Source organism: Acinetobacter populi (genome assembly GCF_002174125.1).
GTDB classification, from domain to species: domain Bacteria; phylum Pseudomonadota; class Gammaproteobacteria; order Pseudomonadales; family Moraxellaceae; genus Acinetobacter; species Acinetobacter populi.
Map to the genome: position 1 here is coordinate 92,494 of NZ_NEXX01000001.1, position 19,846 is coordinate 112,339.

Consider the following 19,846-nt stretch of genomic DNA (forward strand, 5'->3'; position numbering starts at 1 on the left):
ACAAAATTTGTTGAGTATTTAATCATATTTATTGTTTTTCAAGATTTTCAATTTCTTCAGACAGTATAAATCTAGATGGAAGTGTTTGGTAAAATTCAAGTTTTTTTTGATTTGACCAATTACTAAATTGATTTATTATTGATTTTAAATAATATTTGTCCACAGCATTATCTTTACATTCAATAAATCTTTTTATAACATCTACACCAATTTCACAATCAAGAATGTTCAATGCTTCGATATATAATGTACTGAAACCATTGTGTAATTTTTCTTTTTGAATAAAATAATCTTTTAAAATTTTTTCAATGTATGGGTCATTAATTTTCACTGGAAGTATTTCCACAAATAACTCATCAAAAGATTCATAAAATACCCCACTACGATTATATGCTTGTAATGTAACCTTTCCTTGATTATTTTGAGTGAAAAGCAAATACCATCTTTCATCTAAATTTTCACATAAAGGTCTGGAAAATGCAAAACGAGAATCTATTTCACCATATTTATATTGTCCCCAAAATAACAGTCCAGCATGCTGTTTAATTTCTTTATCAAAAAATAAAGCGCCAAATGTATCATACAAATATTTTGACTTTTCTGTGTCATGTAAATTATCGGAAAAATCATCAAAAACAGCATGCGCAGGCTGCATCAAAAGATTAGAGAGAAAAACCGGAGATAGCCAATTTTCACTATACTTTTCATTTAATTCATTTGCTAATTGAATCAATCTGTTATCCATACCCTTTAAAATGGACATTGATAAAATAGCGGGAAAAATTCTTTTTATATCATCTGCTGTTGGATTATAAAAATGTAAATAATCATTTATAAACAAATCTTTTGAATTTAGATTAAAATTAAAGGTACTTAATTTATCAGAATTTTGAGCGACAAATCTATATACCTCCTGCATTTTCTCACTTCCTTTCCCCAACATTATTGATATAAATGTTTTAAAGTTAGATAACTGACTTTCCGAAAGAATATAACCTTTTTTTTGCTCAATCAATTGCACTAAAAATATAAGAAATTCATTCGCAATAATGTCTGAAATAGAGTCGGAATTTGATCCGATAAATATTTTTTCTCCTTTGCTTTTACTTTTGATCAACTTTAGCCAAGTTGAGTACGCTGGTTCATAATCAAAACTAGCTAATGCCTGCATAGCAGCCTGTTTCGCATTGCCTTTTTCTCATTGAATCAATGAAAAAAGGAACTCAGCATTTTTAATATCAGATGATAGAGAATATATAACCTGAACTTTTTTCTCCCCTTTTAATTTACTTAAATCCATATTATCCACCATACTGCTGTTTCAGATACAGTGTAATCGCTTCTGATTCAAACATTTTTACGCCAGTATTGGGGTCTTCCAGATAAGGTAACTGGATTTTGCCACCCAAACGTTGCATCGCCTTTTCCCGTTTTCCACCTTTTAAAGGCGTATATTTGCCCGGTTTTAAGCGTAAACTGGCAAGTCCCTGATCTTGCCAGCGTTCCTTGGGAAGATTATGCAGAATATAAGGAAGTTCCAGTTCGGTTAGTTTTGCTCGGACCACACGGGAATAGGGACTGGCTTCAAAACTCCATAATTCCAGTAATTTTTCCGGTGCTGCATGCTTCTTATTATGACCATTGGCGACAATGCCATATAAGCCGCTAATCAATACACCAACACCAGCCACAACGGGAAGTTTGGAATAGTTCAGGTAAGCCAGCGGGACTTTGCCATCTGCACTATAGTATTTGAATAAATGCGCAATAATTGCTTCTGACTGGTACAGCCGATCTCCGGTATTTTCATCAATCAGAAATGGAAATTGCAACTTACCGCCGAGTTCTTTTACCAAAGGACGAAAACGGGTGCCATTTTTGGGACAGGGATAAATTTCCACATCCAGATTTAAAAAGGTCAATACTTCCCTGACTCGACGGCAATATGGGCATCCTTCAAACTCATAGAGTTTTAAGGCTTTTTCCGGTTGCTTGGGAAATGGCGTTCCCATAATGCCACGCCCCATTTCGGTCACGCTTGATGCCAACGCCTGTATGATCTGTACCTGATGTGCAATTTTCCGCATAATGATTCCTACAGCTTAATCAAAGTTATAATTGCACCAGAGCTTCTTTTGCAACCACAATACCATTATTATCTGCATAAATATAATCGTCCTGTGCAATTTCCACACCACCGAAATACAAAGTCACACCTGTTTCACCAATCCCTTTACGCGTACTTTTTTGTGGAATAGCTGCCAGTGCATGAACCCCTAGATCCAGTTCGGCAATGGCATCAACATCACGCACACAACCATAAATAATCACGCCATTCCAATTATTTTTGACCGCAGATTCGGCAATTAAATCACCCATTAATGCACAGCGAATTGATGCGCCACCATCGACCACCAACACTTTACCTGTGCCATCAGTCGCCAATAATTCCTTAACCCGGGAATTATCCTCAAAACACTTTACTGTAACCACCTGACCGCCAAAAGTTTTACGTGCACCATAGCTTTTAAAGCTTTTCCCATCAATCGAAGGTGATACCACCTGTAAATCCTTAGCTTCATTATCATCCAACAGATCACACGTAACGAATGCCACACTCATTTTGATTACTCCATGATTGCTCAATTATTTTATGTCAATGTTTTAACCTTTCTTTGCTCGCTTGTACAGTTTTTTACATCGCCTTTCGACCAATGACTCGATTTTCACTAGCCATTTACAGATGCAAAAATGAGTTAAAAAGCATATAAATAATGTTTAAATCCTTTTCGGACTTTCTTTTTTAATAAATTTAAATGATAATTACTTTTATTTATCCTGCTACTTGATATGAAATCTTTTGGTATTCTCATGAGTTTTCTGGGATGCATCAGCCTGTATCTTTGCCATCCCAATCAAACCTTATTAAAACAGCATCTGGCTGCATGGATGCGCTATATCGGCGCTTTTATTCTTATTTTTGGTTTGCTGATTCTACTCTATGCTTTACCAAAACACGTTGCAGTTTTCGTCTGGATGGCGATCATTACAGTCATGTGGTGTTTACTGCCTTTTATTGCACTTTTTAAACGGTACACTGCACATGAAATCGAAAAATAATCAAAAGATACAACCTGATTGGTGGAGTAAAACATTTGCCGGATTATTCCTTGGACTGGCTTTCGGTATTGCCATGGGTAGTCTGGTTTCATTGTTAACCTTGGGACACTTCGAGCGTTCACTGGTACCACAATTTGGTATGTGGACCATTCCGTGGGTGTGGATGGCATTATTTTTTCTGGCTTATTTATTTCCCAAAGGCTGGCAGGCAGTTGTCACCTATAGCATCGCCAATCTAATTGCCTATGCCTGCGTCTTCTGGCTACGAGGTTAAATCATGAAAATACGTGCCGATTTAATCAAAATTGCCAAAAATCTTCATACATGGGTTGGTATTAGCGCAGGCATTTTCCTATTTATTTGCTTCTTTGCTGCCGGTTTAACCATGTTTCAACACGATCTAAGCAAATGGGCCGCACCACCGCAACAACAACTGCCAGCAATTGAGACCAATCAATACAATCAGCTGGTGGAAAAAGTCCAGCAGCAATATCCAGAAACCCTCAAGGGCTTTACATTAAGTTTTCACGCTAAAGAAGGCTTTAATGCACCGATGTTTTGGGATGTACCGCATGAAGAGGCAGAACAAGATCATCATTTTGACAGCGCCCAAACCACTATGCTGGCATCGCTGGATAAGCAAGGTAATTTAATCGTTCAGCGGGAAAATGTTTCCAAAATTGGCTGGCTAATTGAGCAACTCCATGAAACAGCTGGGATTCCGGGCATGCTCGGACACCATACACTGGGTGTTTATGTCATGGGTGTTGTGGCTGTTTTATATTTTCTGGCGATTCTGTCAGGTCTAATTGTCCTGCTACCAACCCTAGTAAAAGACTATTTTGCGATCCGTCCCGGTAAAAACAAAAAACGCTTTTGGCTAGATACCCATAATGTGATTGGGATTACCAGTCTGCCCTTTCATATTATTATTGCCATTTCGGTGATTGTTTTTGCATTTCATGATTTATTTTATGGTGCATTGGGACAATTAGCATTTAAAGACAAGCCACTGTTTGAACGCCCTGCGCCAATGGTGCTTGCCGAAACACAGCCTAAACTTGATGTCGAAAATATTTATCATCGATTACAGCAGTCCGCACCTGATTATCGTATTGATGGCATGCGCCTGAATAATCTGGATACACCGGAAAAAGCCAGTGGATTTGCAGCCTTATATAGCCCGAACCAAATGTTACGGGGTGATAATTTCGATTATATGAGCTTTAATCCTTATCAGACTGAAGCCTTTAAAACCAACACACTGGATACGCAAAGCTCGGTCGCTGAAAAAGTCATTAAATCCATGTTTAGCCTACATTTTGGTAACTTTGGCGGGGATATCACACGCTGGATTTATCTACTGTTTGGCATTGGCGGTGCCTATTTATTCTATTCCGGCAATATTTTATGGGTAGAAACTCGCCTGAAAAAACAAAAAACCGCAAATATGCCCATTCCGCAACAACGTAATGACGTTAAATTCATGGCTAATCTTACCATTGGCGCATGTCTGGGTTGTGTTCTGGGTATCTTTGGCAGTTTATCTGCCATACGCTGGTTTTATGTGATCAGCCCAAATCCTGATAATATCAATCTGTTGATGATGTACAGTTATTATGCTATTTTCATCATCAGTATTGTCTATGCGTTTGTCGCTGGTGCTGCCAAAGCACTACCACATCTATTACTGGCGATCGCCATCATACTGTTCTCTATTCCAGTCACCAGCTTGATTGCATGGGCATGGCCGGATTTAGGGTTATGGTATGCAAAAGGCACTCTGCTATGGATTGATATTTTTGCGCTCATCTTTGCCGTGTGTTTCCTGCGCTTTTATCAACAAGCCAATGCCAGAAGAAAAATTGCGCCTGTGGGTTCAATCTGGACAACACAACAGCCTGTTCATCCAGAAGCATGATCCAGCATTAAAACATCAAGTCTGAATGATTCAGACTTGATGTGCTCATACATTTTTATCCACTCTTCTTAAAGTACGATATTCATTAACCAATCGTCTTAATCGTTACTTGAATCGCAAGACATAACATCAAAGTCGTCTATTAATTAAAGCAACAAATGATGGATTAAAATCAGGCGAATCAATAAAATTGCAATGGAAGTATGAATAAATTGCAAGTATAATACTGCGCTATTAGTCGAGGGATGCTGCGACAATATGATCGATACATGCCTGTATCAGAATCAATTTGCCAGGCTCGACTTTTCGGTTATCTATTCAAACAAATAACCAACAACGGCATCCGCGAACAGAACGATCATCAATATTTTCAGGAGATCCTAATGAACGCGGTTAATGCTTCATTCACAGATTATAAAGTTGCCGACATTTCCCTTGCCGATTACGGTCGTAAAGAAATCAAACTTGCCGAAGCAGAAATGCCTGCCTTAATCGGTTTGCGTAAGCGCTATGCTGCTGCAAAACCATTGGCAGGCGCAAAAATTCTCGGCTGTATCCACATGACCATTCAAACTGCAGTGTTAATCGAAACACTGGTTGAATTGGGCGCAGAGGTACGCTGGACATCATGTAATATTTTTTCCACTCAGGATCATGCAGCCGCAGCGATTGCAGCAAGTGGTATTCCAGTATTTGCATGGAAAGGCGAAACCGAAGAAGAATATAACTGGTGTCTGGAACAGCAAATCAATGTGAATGGTACCCCTTGGGATGCCAATATGATTCTGGATGATGGTGGTGACTTAACTGCTCTCGTTCACGACAAATATCCAGAACTATTAAACCATATTCACGGGATTACCGAAGAAACCACGACTGGTGTTGCCCGTCTACACGAAATGTGGAAAGATGGTTCACTCAAAGTCCCTGCCATCAATGTCAATGACTCCGTGACCAAATCCAAAAATGACAATAAATATGGTTGTCGTCACTCTTTGAACGATGCCATTAAACGTGGTACAGACATGTTGTTGTCTGGTCGTCGTGCGCTAGTGATTGGCTATGGTGATGTGGGTAAAGGTTCTGCACAATCTTTACGTCAAGAAGGCATGATTGTACGTGTTACCGAAGTCGATCCAATCTGTGCTATGCAAGCCTGCATGGACGGCTACGAAGTGGTTTCACCGTATAAAAATGGTGTGCAAACCGGTAAAAAAGAAGACATTAACTTAGAACTTTTACAAAATACCGATTTGATTGTCACTACCACAGGTAACTATCACGTTTGTGATTCAGTGATGCTAGATAACTTAAAATCTGGTGCAGTGGTATGTAACATTGGTCACTTTGATACAGAGATTGATACCAACTATCTGCGTGGTTACAAATGGGTTGAAGTTAAACCTCAAGTCCATCAGGTCTATCGTTCAGAAAACGAAAATGACTATTTAATTCTGCTTTCCGAAGGTCGTCTGGTCAATCTTGGTAATGCTACCGGTCACCCTTCACGTGTGATGGACGGTTCTTTTGCCAATCAGGTTCTGGCTCAAATGCATCTATTTGCAGAAAAATTTGCCGATCTTCCTGCTGAAGAAAAAACCAAACATATTCGCGTCGAACTTTTACCGAAAAAACTGGATGAAGAAGTTGCCGCAGCCATGGTTGTAGGTTTTGGTGGAGTATTGACCCAGTTAACACAGGTACAGGCAGATTATCTGGGTGTGCCGGTTGAAGGTCCGTTTAAATCTGACGCTTATAAATACTAATCATGTAAGTCTTGAGCCCAGTAGTATCGAATAAATAACAGAATTTTCAACGATATTCGGTACTAAAAAAGACGTTCTGAATGCTGGTCATTGAGGGCGTCTTTTCAGGTAAAGATTTTCATAAAAGGATTTTCCATGTCTAAACACATTCCGATTTCATTTGAATTTTTTCCACCGAAAACTGATGTAGGTGCCGAAAAACTTAAAGTTGTACACCAACAATTACAATTACTACAACCAGAATTCTTTTCAATTACCTATGGTGCGGGTGGTTCAACACGTGAACGCACGTTAGCAGCGATTGAAGAATTTAATGGCAAAGGTGCACCCGTCGCACCACATCTATCCTGTATTGGTGATGACAAGGCCCGTATTGCCGAACTGCTAGATTTATATAAGTCTCAAGGAATCAATCGTATCGTTGCCCTGCGCGGTGACTTGCCTTCCGGTCAGGTGGGCTTAGGTGAATTGCCTTACGCGCAGGATCTGGTGCGTTTTATCCGTGAACATGCTGGTGATCACTTCCAGATTGAAGTTGCAGCCTATCCGGAAATGCATCCACAGGCAGACAGTTTTGATCAGGATATTCAGCGCTTTATTGAAAAAGTACAAGCAGGTGCCAATGCGGCGATCACACAGTTCTTTTTCAATCCAGATGCTTACTTCTACTTTATTGACCGTCTGCAAAAAGCAGGCATCACGATTCCGGTAGCACCGGGTATCATGCCAATTACCAATGCCAGCAATCTGATTCGCTTTGCAGATGGTACTGGTGCAGAAATTCCACGCTGGATTCGTAAACAATTGGCTGCCTATGGTGATGACAGCAAAAGCATTCAGGCCTTTGGTCATGAAGTTGTGCTTAAACTGTGTGAGCGTTTAATTGCTGGTGGCGCACCAAGTCTGCATTTCTATTCCATGAATCATACCGAACCAACCCGACAACTGGTGGTTGATTTGGGTCTGGCTTAAATTCCCAGGAACTTGTCCATGAACCGCTTCTATATCGATACAGAACTGCAAGCAGGCACAACAGTCGCCTTATCAGAAGCGGTTTTTCATCACTGGTGCCGAGTATTACGGGCACAAATTGATGATCAGGCCATCTTATTTAATGGAAAAGGCGGTGAATATCAGGTTCATCTTGTCGAAATTAATAAGAAAAATGCCTTTGTATTAGTTGATGTATTTCATCCACAGGATCATACGCCAGCTTTTCAAGTCACCCTCGGACAAGTGATGAGTAAAGGCGACCGCATGGATTATGCCATTCAAAAAGCCACTGAACTTGGCGTTCATGCAATCCAGCTTCTCACCAGCGAACGTTGTGAAATGCGCCTTAAATACGAGCGTGACCAAAAGAAAATTGAACACTGGCAAGGTATTGCCATTGCTGCGTGTGAACAATGTGGCATGAACCGTATTCCACAGATTCTTGCGCCCCTCACTGTACAGGACTGGGTTAGCCAGAATCAGGCTGATCTAAAACTGGTCATGGCACTGAGTCAGGAAAAAATCCAGTTACGGCAACCCTTACCTGCACAAATTGCCGTATTGGTTGGACCGGAAGGTGGCTTGAGTCAAAGTGAAATTGATTTTGCCAATCAGCAGGGTTTTGCCTCGTGGACCATTGGGGATCGAATATTGCGTACCGAAACTGCGCCAGTAGTTGCTTTGAGTATTTTTAATTCACTTTAAATATATAATAATGCAATTAGTATAAGAAACATTCATCAGGCGCTTGCTTTTGTAACAGGCACACTGTATTTTAAACATAATAAAATTAGCATGATCTAAACAAAATACCTGAATTAGGTCAATGATTTTTAGTTGGGTAACACTTATTATTAAACACGTATAAATTGTGTACTTTCCTATCAAAGGAAAACTATGTTGAATATGGATACTCAAAATAGTCATTACCTCAAACGACTGAAAAGTTTGCAGCTTGACGAGTCAATTAAAAATTTCAGGACACAATTGTTCTTTCTCGGTTTTTTCTTAATTATCATTTTTACCACTTATGCATTAAATACACATTATATAAAATCGTCCATTCTACTTTGGGCAAGTATATCCGTTATATTACTGATTATTGGCATTATTATCACCCAATTAATGATTTTAGAACGAACCATATCCAACAAGACTAAAACCATATTTCTATATTTTTCAACAATACTCAGTGGCATATTTATCGCATTAGGCATACAACTGACTAATACACATCTAGGACAACGTATTAATACAGGAGAAATGCTATTTATTGGACTTTTCGTCTTATGTCATATTACCGTACAAATCACTGCCCTATTTTTTCTGACCTATCACTATAAATTATTTCTGGCATTTATTATTCCTACGCTGTTTCCCATCTTAAAAGTCCACTTTGTTGATATCGCCTCGGAAAACAAGTTTCTATATGTTATTTGTATCTATGCCTACACAGTCGTCATTCTCTATATTGGTTATCTCATTTCAGAATCACGTATTAACCTGATGAAAACCAAAATTTTAAATGAAGCATTAAGACAAGAAAATTTAAAAGAACAACAACAAATCTATCAACTTTCACTTGAACTTGAAGAAGAAAAAAACCGTTCGGAACTCATTAAACAGGAACTTCAACGCAATAACAGCCTACTCGAAGAAAAAGTACAGGAACGAACATTTGATATTGAAAGAATGAATGCACGACTGGAACGATCTCATCAAAACCTGGAAATGGTTCACGAAACCGCAGGGATTGCATCATGGGATTGGGATATCCACAATCGGCTGATTGATACCAGTAATTTCTTAAAAATATTCGGATATAACATTAAAAATATGGACCATTATATCCATCATTTAAGTAGTTTTATTCACTGTGATGATATTGAACAGGTTAAATATGAAATGCGTCAACATCTGCGCGGTTTTAGCTCGCGCTATGAGGCAGTGTATCGACTATTTCATCAAACTGAACAATGGATCTGGGTGCATGATATGGGGCGCGTGGTTCAGCGTGATCCCAAAACCAATAAACCCATTCGTATGGTCGGTATTCGGCGTAATATTAACAGTGAAAAAAAAGCAGAAGAACGATTAAAACTTTCTGCCAGTGTATTTAAAAAAGCAGCACAGGGTATTTTTATACTGGATGAAAAATTAAATTATGTTGATGTGAACCCTTATTATCTTACTTTAATTAATCTAACCGAAAAACAATTATTAGGTCGTCATGTTTTTGATATCACTCAAAGTAATAAACCAGAACTTCAGCAAATTCATTTATCTATTTTAAGACAATTGATGAATAAAGGTGAGTTTGAAGGTGAAATCATTGAAGAATTAAGCGATGGCAAAGAATTACCTTTATGGATGCATATTAATGCAATTTATGATGCGCAAAATAAAATTAGCCAGTATATTGGGATTGTAACGGATTTAACCGAACGAAAAACCTCAGAAAAACGCCTTTCCTATTTACAAACTTATGATACTTTAACCGACTTGCCCAATCGTTATTATTTTAATCATCAACTACACAATTATTTAACCAACAGTTTAAAATTTTTAACCCAATTTGCCATTATTCGTATTAATCTCGATCGTTTTCGTTATTATAATGAGTTACTTAGCCATCATGGTGGTGATGAATTATTACGACAGGTTGCCAATCGTTTACGTCAAGCCAATGCCGAAGCAGTGGTGGTTGCTAGGCTGAATGCCGATGATTTTTCGGTAATTCTGGAATGTGGAAAAATGGCAAATCAGGTCACATTGCATTGTGAAAAACTGATCGCCGCATTTGACGAGCCTTTTAAGATTAATCATCAGGAATTGATCATGACCATTTCAATCGGGGTGGCAATTTTCCCTGAACATGGTCGTCAGATGGACAGTTTAAATAACCATGCCGAACTTGCCTTACTTGAAGCAAAACGCATTGGTGGAAATACCATTCGGATTTACCATAATGAAAAACGCTTGTCTTCGGCTTCCCGGGTCAATCTTGAAAACGAATTACGTCGTGCCATTCAGCAAAATGAGCTAACCGTCTATTATCAGCCAAAATTCAATGCAAAAACCAAAACCATTGATGGTTTTGAAGCATTGGTACGCTGGGATCATCCCGAACATGGCATCATTCCCCCTGCACAATTTATTCCGCTGGCCGAAGAAACCAGCCTGATCTCTACTATTGGTAAAATTGTGCTGAATCTATCCTGCGCCCAAATAAAAAAATGGTCGGATTTGGGTTTTAAAAATATCAGTGTATCAGTCAATATCGTTGCGCAGCAAATTCAACGTGGAAACTTTATTGAAGAAATTGATTGTACCCTTAAAAAACATGGCATTTCTTCACGTCAATTGGAGCTGGAAATTACCGAAACTTCCATCATGGAAAATACAGACGATGTAAAACACTTTATGCATCAGCTTAGACAGCGGGAAATCAAGGTATCTTTAGACGATTTTGGGACAGGTTATTCTTCTTTGGCTTATTTGGCACAATTTTCATTTGACATCATCAAAATTGACCGCAGTTTTGTCTCAAAAATTGGCACAGCCAATCAAGATGCCATTGTCCGGGCAATCATTGCCATGACCAAAACCATGGAGAAAAAAGTGGTTGCTGAAGGTGTTGAAACACAAGCACAATATGACTTTTTAATGCGGGAAGGCTGTGATTTTCTACAAGGCTATTTAATCGGTAAGCCCTTGCCCCCACAGCAGGCAACTGATTTTTTAACGAATTACAAAAACTGCCCGTTTCTCATCACAGATGTCATGTAATTTCGCCCCTTAAAATAAACACTTGGTACTATTGTATATGTCTATAAAATGCTATAGTAGCTCACCAAAAATTTTATTGATCTTGCTTAATTTATAGTATTTAAGTGCTTAACGTAATAGAGAGTAAAATGGACGATCAATCTTTAAAGCAACAGGCTTTGTATTACCACGAATTTCCGCGCCCAGGTAAAATCAGCGTCACTCCTAGTAAACAACTCGTTAATCAACATGATTTAGCACTTGCCTATTCTCCTGGTGTTGCTGTTCCTTGTCTTGAAATAGAACGTGATCCAACTTTGGCAGCAAAATATACTGCCCGTGGAAATCTTGTTGCTGTTGTGAGTAATGGTACTGCGGTACTGGGTCTAGGTAATATTGGACCGCTTGCTTCTAAACCTGTCATGGAAGGTAAAGGCGTATTATTTAAAAAATTCGCTGGCGTTGATGTTTTTGATATTGAAATTGCAGAAAACGATCCAGATAAAATTGTAGATATTGTTGCCGCATTGGAACCTACATTTGGCGGTATTAACCTAGAAGATATCAAAGCGCCAGAATGTTTTTATATTGAGAAAAAACTACGTGAACGCATGAATATTCCGGTATTCCATGACGATCAACATGGTACCAGTATTATCGTTGGTTCTGCTTTGCTCAATGCCTTGCAAATCGTAAATAAAAAAATTGATGAAATTAAAATTGTCGCATCTGGTGCAGGTGCCGCAGCGTTATCCTGTTTAGATTTGTTATGTGCGTTGGGTGCAAAAAAAGAAAATATTATCGTTGCCGATTCCCGCGGTCTGATTACGACTTCGCGTGAAGGTCTGGACGAATCCAAAAAACGCTATATGCAGGATATTCCTGAAACCAAACTGCATGAAGTGATTGCTGGTTCAGATATGTTCCTTGGCTTATCAGCGGCTGGTATTCTGACCAAAGAAATGGTCAAGGATATGGCAAAAGATCCAATTATCTTTGCGCTCGCCAATCCTGATCCGGAAATTTTACCAGAACATGCACATGAAGTTCGTCCGGATGCCATCATGGCGACAGGTCGTTCTGACTATCCAAATCAGGTCAATAACGCGCTGTGTTTCCCTTATATCTTCCGTGGTGCATTAGACGTTGGTGCAACCACCATTAATGAAGACATGAAAATTGCCTGTGTTCATGCCATTGCACGCATGGCGCATGTAGAAGCAGATGCAGCAACCTATGGTGAAAAATCTGCATCGTTTGGTCGTGATTATTTAATCCCTCGCCCACTTGATCAACGCCTGATTCTGGAAATTGCCCCTGCCGTTGCACAAGCTGCGATGGATTCCGGTGTCGCAACCCGTCCAATCGAAGACTTTTCTGTCTATCGTCAACGCTTATCAGAATTTGTCTACAACTCTGCATTTATCATGAAACCGATTTTTGCACAGGCTAAAAGCGATCCAAAACGAATTGCTTATGCCGAAGGTGAAGATCAACGTGTATTGCGTGCAGCACAAATTGCAGTTGATGATGGTGTGGCCAAACCAATTTTGGTGGGACGTACTGCAATCATTGAAGACAATATCAAAAAACTCGGTTTACGTTTACAAAATGGTGTAAACATCGAGATTGTCGATCAAGAAAAGAATCCGTTCTATGAAGAATTCTGGAAAGATTATTATCAAGCCAATCAACGTAACGGTATTACAGTAGAATATGCACAGCGTGAAACACGTCGTCGTTCAACTTTAATTGCTGCCATGCTGGTTAAGTTTGGTAAAGCCGATGGGATGCTATGTGGCACATATTCCAGCTATGACATTCATTTAGACTTTGTACGTAATGTGATTGGTCTGAAAGAAGGTCGCAGCAACTTCTTTACCTTAAATGCGCTGATGCTTGAAGATCGCAATGTCTTTATCGCAGATACCTATGTGAATACCAACCCGACTGCGGAACAATTGGCAGAGATGACCATTCTGGCAGCAGAAGAAGTGCGTCGTTTTGGCATGACACCACGTATTGCACTGCTCTCTCACTCCAGTTTTGGTAGTGATGCACATGATCCAAGCGCACAAAAAATGCGTGAAGTGTATCGTATCTTATCCGAAATCGCGCCTGAGCTGGAAGTTGAAGGTGAAATGCATGCTGATGCAGCACTGGATGAAAATATTCGTCATTTTGCATTCCCGAATTCACGCTTTAAAGGTTCTGCCAACTTATTGATTATGCCGAATCTGGATGCTGCCAACATTTCATTTAACTTATTGAAATCAACTTCTGGTAATAACGTCACAATCGGACCGATTCTGTTGGGTGCAGCTAAACCTGTACATATTCTGACACCAACTGCGACGACACGTCGTGTCATCAACATGACCGCATTGACCGTTGCAGAAATTCAACAGGCAGAACAGTAATCATCTATTGTTCATTTATAAGTTTGAACTACAGTTTTAACTTGTAAATTTTTAAAAAGCCTCTATCGTATTCCTAACGATAGAGGTTTTTTTCATGCAAATTTACTTGGTAGGTGGCGCAGTCCGTGACCATTTATTACAGCGTCCAATCACCGAACGAGATTATGTGGTGGTGGGTGCAACCCCAGAACAATTAATACAACAGGGTTTCCAGCCCGTGGGTAAGGATTTTCCGGTTTTTTTACATCCGGACACTAAAGATGAATATGCCCTAGCCCGTACCGAACGGAAAAATGGCCATGGCTATGGCGGCTTTGATTTTTACACTTCTCCTGAAATTACACTAGAACAAGACCTTTATCGTCGAGATCTCACCATCAATGCCATGGCAATGAACGAAGCCGGTGATATTTTTGATCCTTATCATGGGCAACAAGATCTAGATCAGCGTATCCTACGCCATGTCTCCGATGCATTTATTGAAGATCCGTTACGGGTTTTACGCGTGGCACGTTTTACCGCACGTTACCACGCCTACGGATTTAAAATTGCAGATGAAACCTTGGCATTGATGCAGCGCATCTCCCAATCGGGTGAGTTGGAACATTTAACTGCCGAGCGGGTCTGGAAAGAAACCGTACGTGCATTAGCAGAAGACCATGCCGATGTTTATTTTCAGGTATTAAAAGATTGCGATGCCTTAAAAATTCTTTTTCCGGAAATCGATGCCTTGTTTGGCGTCCCGCAACGCCCTGAGTATCATCCCGAAATCGACTGCGGCATTCATACCTTAATGTCGTTACAACAAGCCTGTCAGAATCAATTTAGCACAATGGTGCGTTTTGCTGTGTTATGCCACGACTTGGGTAAGGCACTCACCCCTGCTAATGTCCTACCACGCCATATCATGCATGAACAACGTGGTATTGAACCAGTCAAGACGCTCTGCCAACGGCTCAAAGTACCTACCGAATATCAACAATTGGCCTTAAAAGTTTGCGAGTTTCATTTACTGTGCCATCAACTGTTTACATTAAAAGCAAGTACTATCTGGAAATTACTAAAAAATCTTGATGTATTACGCAAACCGGAATTTGTGGTCTGGTTTAGTCAGGCTTGTTTATGTGATGCCCGTGGCCGCTTAAATTTCGAAGATAAAGCCTATCCACAGGCAGATGTATTGCAAGAATTAGCCAAGCAGATTCGTGAATTAAAAATCGACATTCCTGCCGATTTAAAAGGTGCAGAAATTGGTGAGCATCTTACCGAACAACGTATGATCTTTATTCGTAGTTTTATGAAGAATAAATAATTTTGCTCTGGTATAAGACCTTTTAAATATTCTTATTTCTCAATAGTCTCACTTTGTAATAATAATTTACTTAAAGGTGACTCCGAACTATAGGGGACCAAACCCGATGGTACTATTTTTGAAGCACTTTTTAAATGGACAGCTTGATCATCAAAAAATATATGGGCACCAAAGGCTTTCAATATCTTATCTTTGGATAATCCTCCTAAAAAATAGGCCTCATCTACATATACTCCCCACTTACGTAAAGTTTTTATCACTCGCATATGAGAAGGTGCATTTCTGGCAGTAACAATAGCTAATCTTAAAGGAGAAAGCTCAATGGTAGATGGTAACTCATCTTGTATTTTAGAAAGTTTTATAAGCAATTTTGCAAAAGGCCCTTCGGCTAGAGGTTCATCTTCATGTTCTCTTTCATATTGATGAAATGCTTCCATACCCTCTGTTTTATAGCGATGCTCTGATTCATCTGAAAATAATACAGCATCTGCATCAAAAGCGATTTTTACGCGATGATCTAAAGGCCTAAATTCGTGTGGCGGATCAAATATAAATGCTGCGGCACAAGTTTTAGAATCTATAACTGACTGAACATCTTTTTGGTCTTTACTTAAAAATAAATCCACATCAAAAGCATCAATGTAAGATGCTAATGGTTCACCACCACTAAAAGCCATCCTAGTAATATCCAAACCATGCTGCCTTACAGAATTCATGATTCTTACGCCTGTTTCTGGACTATTTCTTGACATCACAACTACTTCAACAATTCTTTTTTTCGCATTTATATTTAGATGTAGTAAATTTTGAACTAAATAAAAAGCAGTGCCTGGCGCTAAAATTTCATCTTCATGACTTTGCTGATATTCACGATATCCTGAAATACCTTGTAAAGTAAACAGCTCATTTTCTTTCTCAAGATCAAATAATGCCCTACTTGAAACCCCTATGACTAAAATTTCTGATAAATCTAATGACATGGTTTTAATTTCTCATTATCGTCAAATGACTTGTATCTTCATAATATAAGTTACTACACTCTTAACAAGATTATGATCATATTAAATTGTAATTAAATTATTCACATATCTTTCCTAAACAATAAACAACAGTGCCAATCTCACCTGTTCATAACTCAAACGGGTGGCTTCGACCAATGGACGCAATTTAATGCTGCCATCATCATTCATGTCTTCGGCATTATTGCGCTTTTGCAATTTTTTATAGGCTGCGCGAATCGGTTCTAAATCTTCTTCATCAGGTTTAATCCGTTCTATATTTAAATTTTGTTCACGCGATAAACGTGCCAGATGATTGATAATTGTAGATTTTGTCAATTTTCGTTCGGCAGCAATATCTTCAATTTCATAGTCCGCCTCAAATAAAGCCTTGGTTTCCTCAAGCGTATTGGTGCTATAACTTTCTTTTATTTTTTTGCCGATTTTTTTCTCATTACGTTCAATCTCAAGCAAATTCAGCGTTCCACCACAACGACGAATAAAGGCATCATGCTGCTTACTCAAATCCATCTCGGCAAAATGCTGTTCTGCCTCAGAGGACAACTCCTGAAAACGGCTATCGGCTTTCATGGCAAGCCGATCCAGTTCAAGTGCCTGAGGGTTAAAATCAACCAGTTTTAAACCTTCCAGAGATTTTAGCCGCGACAATGCCACATAGCCCTGACCTTTTTCAAAGGTATTGGCCAGATTAATTTCTGCACTTTCCAGCGTCATGCCCTGACTTTTGTGAATGGTAATTGCCCATGCAAGACGAAGCGGAATCTGGGTAAGACTGGCCAAGACCTGTCCCTGTTCATTTTCAATTGACCAAGTTTCAGGCTCAACAACAATGGTCGAGCCATCTTTCATCAGCACCTGTGGCAAGATGCCTTGTTCTTCATCTTCGACAAATCCCTTAATTTCCCCAATACTGCCATTCACATACCCCATGTCAAAATTATTTTTAACAAACATGACTTTGGCACCTTTTTTTAATTCAAGCTGCTGCGGTGCACGAACCGAAGATTTTAAGGTTTCAATCAATTTTTCATTACCATCAACAATGGCATCAAAACGTTTTATCTTGCCATCAATCTGTTCCAGATGTTGATGGTTCAAATTATCCACATCCATATTATGCGTATAAAGACGGGTAACAATTTCATTTTGATGCGCTTGATGCTTGGTCTGAAGCAAATGCTGGATATGCTGCTCGGAAATGTCCTGCCGACGAATTGCATTAAGAATTTGATCCAAAACACTGTCTGATTGACGGTGCTGTTCCGTCAGATAACAGACCCGAAATTTGGCTTCAACCCAGGCATCCGACATAAAAGCAAATTTATCTCGGTTTAATTCACCATTTCGTCCAACCGGTGGTAACTGGAAAAAATCACCCGATACAATGACCTGAATTCCACCAAATGGCTCATCTGAATCCTTAAAAAATTTTAATACCTGATTGACCAAATTCAGCTGTTTGGCATGTAACATGGAAATTTCATCAATTACCAATACTTGCGTTTTTTCAATATGTTCGCGTAAATATTTACGTTCGTACATACGCTTTAATTCAGATTCAGTTAAAGTATCTTTAATGCCAATCCCTGCCCAGGTATGGATAGTCATGCCATTCATATGTGTTGCAGCAATCCCGGTCGATGCTGTCACGGCAACCGTAACTTTCCTGGCTTTTAGATATTGAATATATTGATTTAAGGTATACGTTTTCCCCGCACCTGCCGATCCGGTTAAAAATATATTTTCACCAGCTTTTAATAATTTCAGGGCAGTTTCTTGTTTCATAAATACAATCGTATGGCTTAAATTCAGGCCTAAGTTTAGCGGAAAAACTTGATGCAATAAAATATTCTTTTATTCTGCCTTGTTTCACGGACTTAACCTAAGCCTTTTGGATCAAATACGATAATGTAAAGCCTCTCCACAATAAATCACTACAAATGGTAGGTGTTTTGTAGGTAGCGAAAAATTATAGATTTTCTCATACTCCGCTTATATCGATAGGCAAAGTATCCATTTGAAAATCGAACACATATTTTTTAATGCTATTTGATTGAGTTATTGAAATTATAAAAGTCACATCTAACTTGATGACTTAAATACTTAATTCCCGTTCCCAACTTTGGGGATATTGTTCACTAGCAATATCCCTTTTTTTTATTTTGCTATTTTCAATAGCTTTATCAAATTCAGCTTTATCAACCAAACACGATCGTATTCTCATTAAAATCCTTCAATTTTATATCGCTTATCCATCAATTTTTACTGATAACGTTTAAATAAACGATGAACAGGATGATCCTGTGGCATAAGTTCAATTAACCGCTCAACCGCATCCAACGCATCCGGAAAATAAGCAATATGCTTGAGCAATAAATCCTTTTCTTCGATTTTAAAAATTGCTTCACTTAACCGAGATTCAATACAATCCCGCCAAGCGGTTAGAAAAGGACTTTCTGTTTTAGACAAAAAAACACCCGTATAAAACTGTAAGGCTGATTGGACATAATCCGCATCCAGTGCCGTTTCCAGTTCCAGAAAATCGGCATGAACATCCAGTAGTAACCGATATGGCCGAGACCCCAGCATGCCGCCCAATAGCTCACGTAATTGTGACATTTCCGCTTTTAAGGTACCAAGACTGACCTTTCTTTCCCCATATAAGGCATGGTGCAATTGATCCAGCGTCATACCCTGCTTGCATAAAGTCAAGATGGTCACGATTTCAATTTGTCGTGGTGTAAGCGAAATGGTTCGTCCCTGATACTGCACTTGTGGGGCACCAAAACATTTGAGTTTTAGTTGAGCCTGCTGCACCAATTCCAGCGCACTCTGAATAATCCCAGCGCAACGCTCTGCGGCAAGAACACCCAAGCTATTATGATTTTTCCATTTGGTGGATAAATCGACTACACCAATCAATTGCTTGGTATTGTCATAAATCGGGGCCGCATAACATACCCAGTCATGGATTGAACTCATGTAATGCTCATTGGAAAAAACACAGCTTGATTGACGTGTTCTCAACGAAAGTGCCAGTGCATTGGTTCCAACAAAATCTTCGCGCCATTGCCCACCTTTGACAAAATGGACTCTTTCAGCCGCATTACGCATATGACAACTTGCACCCACCCAGCGGATCAATGAGGTGGTATCGGCAACTGCAATCACCATTGAGGAACTGTCTGCAACATGCCTTAAATCATCGGCACACAGATTCATGGCACGATCAAGCACAGATTCAAATTGTGTATTTTTTGTAATCGGCGCTGCCACACGATCTTCGGGAATTTTTGCTTCTTTTGAGCGTTGCCAAGAGCTGGCAATCGATTGCCCCAAACAGGCACTTTCGCCGGCATTAATGATTGCCTTATTCTTTAACCGCTCAATTTCTTTACGTTGTTGATTTACATCATTATTTAGTAGCATTGTAACATCCTTATCCAAAGTAAAGGAATTCCAACCTTTTGCCAACCTTATATTGCTATGCTATTTCAACAATACTACATTGTATCTGCGCCATCAGC

Annotated in this window: 15 protein-coding genes; 9 read left to right on the forward strand and 6 right to left on the reverse strand. The window is 39.3% G+C overall.

Features of this window, described 5'->3' with window-relative positions:
* Positions 1-28 precede the first annotated feature (28 nt).
* The 3 genes from CAP51_RS00410 to rraA form a co-directional block, all read right to left on the reverse strand.
* Positions 29-1,171, reverse strand: a complete 1,143-nt coding sequence (locus CAP51_RS00410; RefSeq protein WP_087618746.1) for a hypothetical protein — start codon at positions 1,169-1,171, stop codon at positions 29-31.
* A gap of 130 nt (positions 1,172-1,301) precedes the next feature.
* On the reverse strand, positions 1,302-2,087 hold the full coding sequence (locus CAP51_RS00415) for a glutathione S-transferase N-terminal domain-containing protein (RefSeq protein WP_087618747.1): 786 nt from the start codon (positions 2,085-2,087) through the stop codon (positions 1,302-1,304).
* Between the two features lie 25 nt (positions 2,088-2,112).
* A complete protein-coding gene (gene rraA / locus CAP51_RS00420) occupies positions 2,113-2,622 on the reverse strand; it encodes a ribonuclease E activity regulator RraA (RefSeq protein WP_087618748.1) in 510 nt (169 codons plus the stop codon).
* Positions 2,623-2,871: 249 nt separating this feature from the next.
* On the opposite strand from rraA, the gene CAP51_RS00425 reads away from it, so the two are divergent.
* The 9 genes from CAP51_RS00425 to CAP51_RS00465 all read left to right on the forward strand — a co-directional run bounded on the left by CAP51_RS00425 (position 2,872) and on the right by CAP51_RS00465 (position 15,300).
* Positions 2,872-3,120: a hypothetical protein gene (locus CAP51_RS00425; RefSeq protein WP_245809043.1), complete on the forward strand. Its 249-nt coding sequence runs from the start codon at positions 2,872-2,874 to the stop codon at positions 3,118-3,120.
* On the forward strand, positions 3,104-3,394 hold the full coding sequence (locus tag CAP51_RS00430) for a hypothetical protein (protein ID WP_087618750.1): 291 nt from the start codon (positions 3,104-3,106) through the stop codon (positions 3,392-3,394). The genes CAP51_RS00425 and CAP51_RS00430 overlap by 17 nt, the downstream gene beginning before the upstream one ends.
* 3 nt (positions 3,395-3,397) lie before the next feature.
* On the forward strand, positions 3,398-5,041 hold the full coding sequence (locus tag CAP51_RS00435) for a PepSY-associated TM helix domain-containing protein (RefSeq protein WP_087618751.1): 1,644 nt from the start codon (positions 3,398-3,400) through the stop codon (positions 5,039-5,041).
* A gap of 383 nt (positions 5,042-5,424) precedes the next feature.
* The gene (gene ahcY / locus CAP51_RS00440; protein WP_087618752.1) at positions 5,425-6,807 is read left to right on the forward strand and encodes an adenosylhomocysteinase; all 1,383 of its coding nucleotides are present in this window, start codon (positions 5,425-5,427) and stop codon (positions 6,805-6,807) included.
* Between the two features lie 135 nt (positions 6,808-6,942).
* The gene (gene metF / locus CAP51_RS00445; RefSeq protein WP_087618753.1) at positions 6,943-7,779 is read left to right on the forward strand and encodes a methylenetetrahydrofolate reductase [NAD(P)H]; all 837 of its coding nucleotides are present in this window, start codon (positions 6,943-6,945) and stop codon (positions 7,777-7,779) included.
* Positions 7,780-7,797: 18 nt separating this feature from the next.
* Positions 7,798-8,505 carry a 16S rRNA (uracil(1498)-N(3))-methyltransferase gene (locus CAP51_RS00450; RefSeq protein WP_087618754.1) on the forward strand — a complete coding sequence of 236 codons (708 nt, stop codon included), beginning with the start codon at positions 7,798-7,800 and terminating at the stop codon, positions 8,503-8,505.
* A 558-nt stretch (positions 8,506-9,063) separates the two neighbouring features.
* Positions 9,064-11,589: a putative bifunctional diguanylate cyclase/phosphodiesterase gene (locus CAP51_RS00455; RefSeq protein WP_171294693.1), complete on the forward strand. Its 2,526-nt coding sequence runs from the start codon at positions 9,064-9,066 to the stop codon at positions 11,587-11,589.
* 128 nt (positions 11,590-11,717) lie between these two features.
* Complete coding sequence (locus CAP51_RS00460) at positions 11,718-13,988, forward strand: NADP-dependent malic enzyme (RefSeq protein ID WP_087618756.1); 2,271 nt, start codon at positions 11,718-11,720, stop codon at positions 13,986-13,988.
* Positions 13,989-14,082: 94 nt separating this feature from the next.
* Positions 14,083-15,300 carry a multifunctional CCA addition/repair protein gene (locus CAP51_RS00465; protein WP_087618757.1) on the forward strand — a complete coding sequence of 406 codons (1,218 nt, stop codon included), beginning with the start codon at positions 14,083-14,085 and terminating at the stop codon, positions 15,298-15,300.
* Between the two features lie 32 nt (positions 15,301-15,332).
* Here CAP51_RS00465 and CAP51_RS00470 read toward each other — a convergent pair whose 3' ends face one another.
* The 3 genes from CAP51_RS00470 to CAP51_RS00480 form a co-directional block, all read right to left on the reverse strand.
* Positions 15,333-16,280 carry a 5'-nucleotidase gene (locus CAP51_RS00470; RefSeq protein WP_087618758.1) on the reverse strand — a complete coding sequence of 316 codons (948 nt, stop codon included), beginning with the start codon at positions 16,278-16,280 and terminating at the stop codon, positions 15,333-15,335.
* 114 nt (positions 16,281-16,394) lie between these two features.
* Entirely contained in the window at positions 16,395-18,104 is a 1,710-nt protein-coding gene (locus CAP51_RS00475) for an AAA family ATPase (RefSeq protein ID WP_087618759.1), read from the reverse strand.
* 477 nt (positions 18,105-18,581) lie between these two features.
* Positions 18,582-19,748, reverse strand: a complete 1,167-nt coding sequence (locus tag CAP51_RS00480) for a sigma-54-dependent transcriptional regulator family protein (RefSeq protein ID WP_087618760.1) — start codon at positions 19,746-19,748, stop codon at positions 18,582-18,584.
* Positions 19,749-19,846 lie beyond the last annotated feature (98 nt).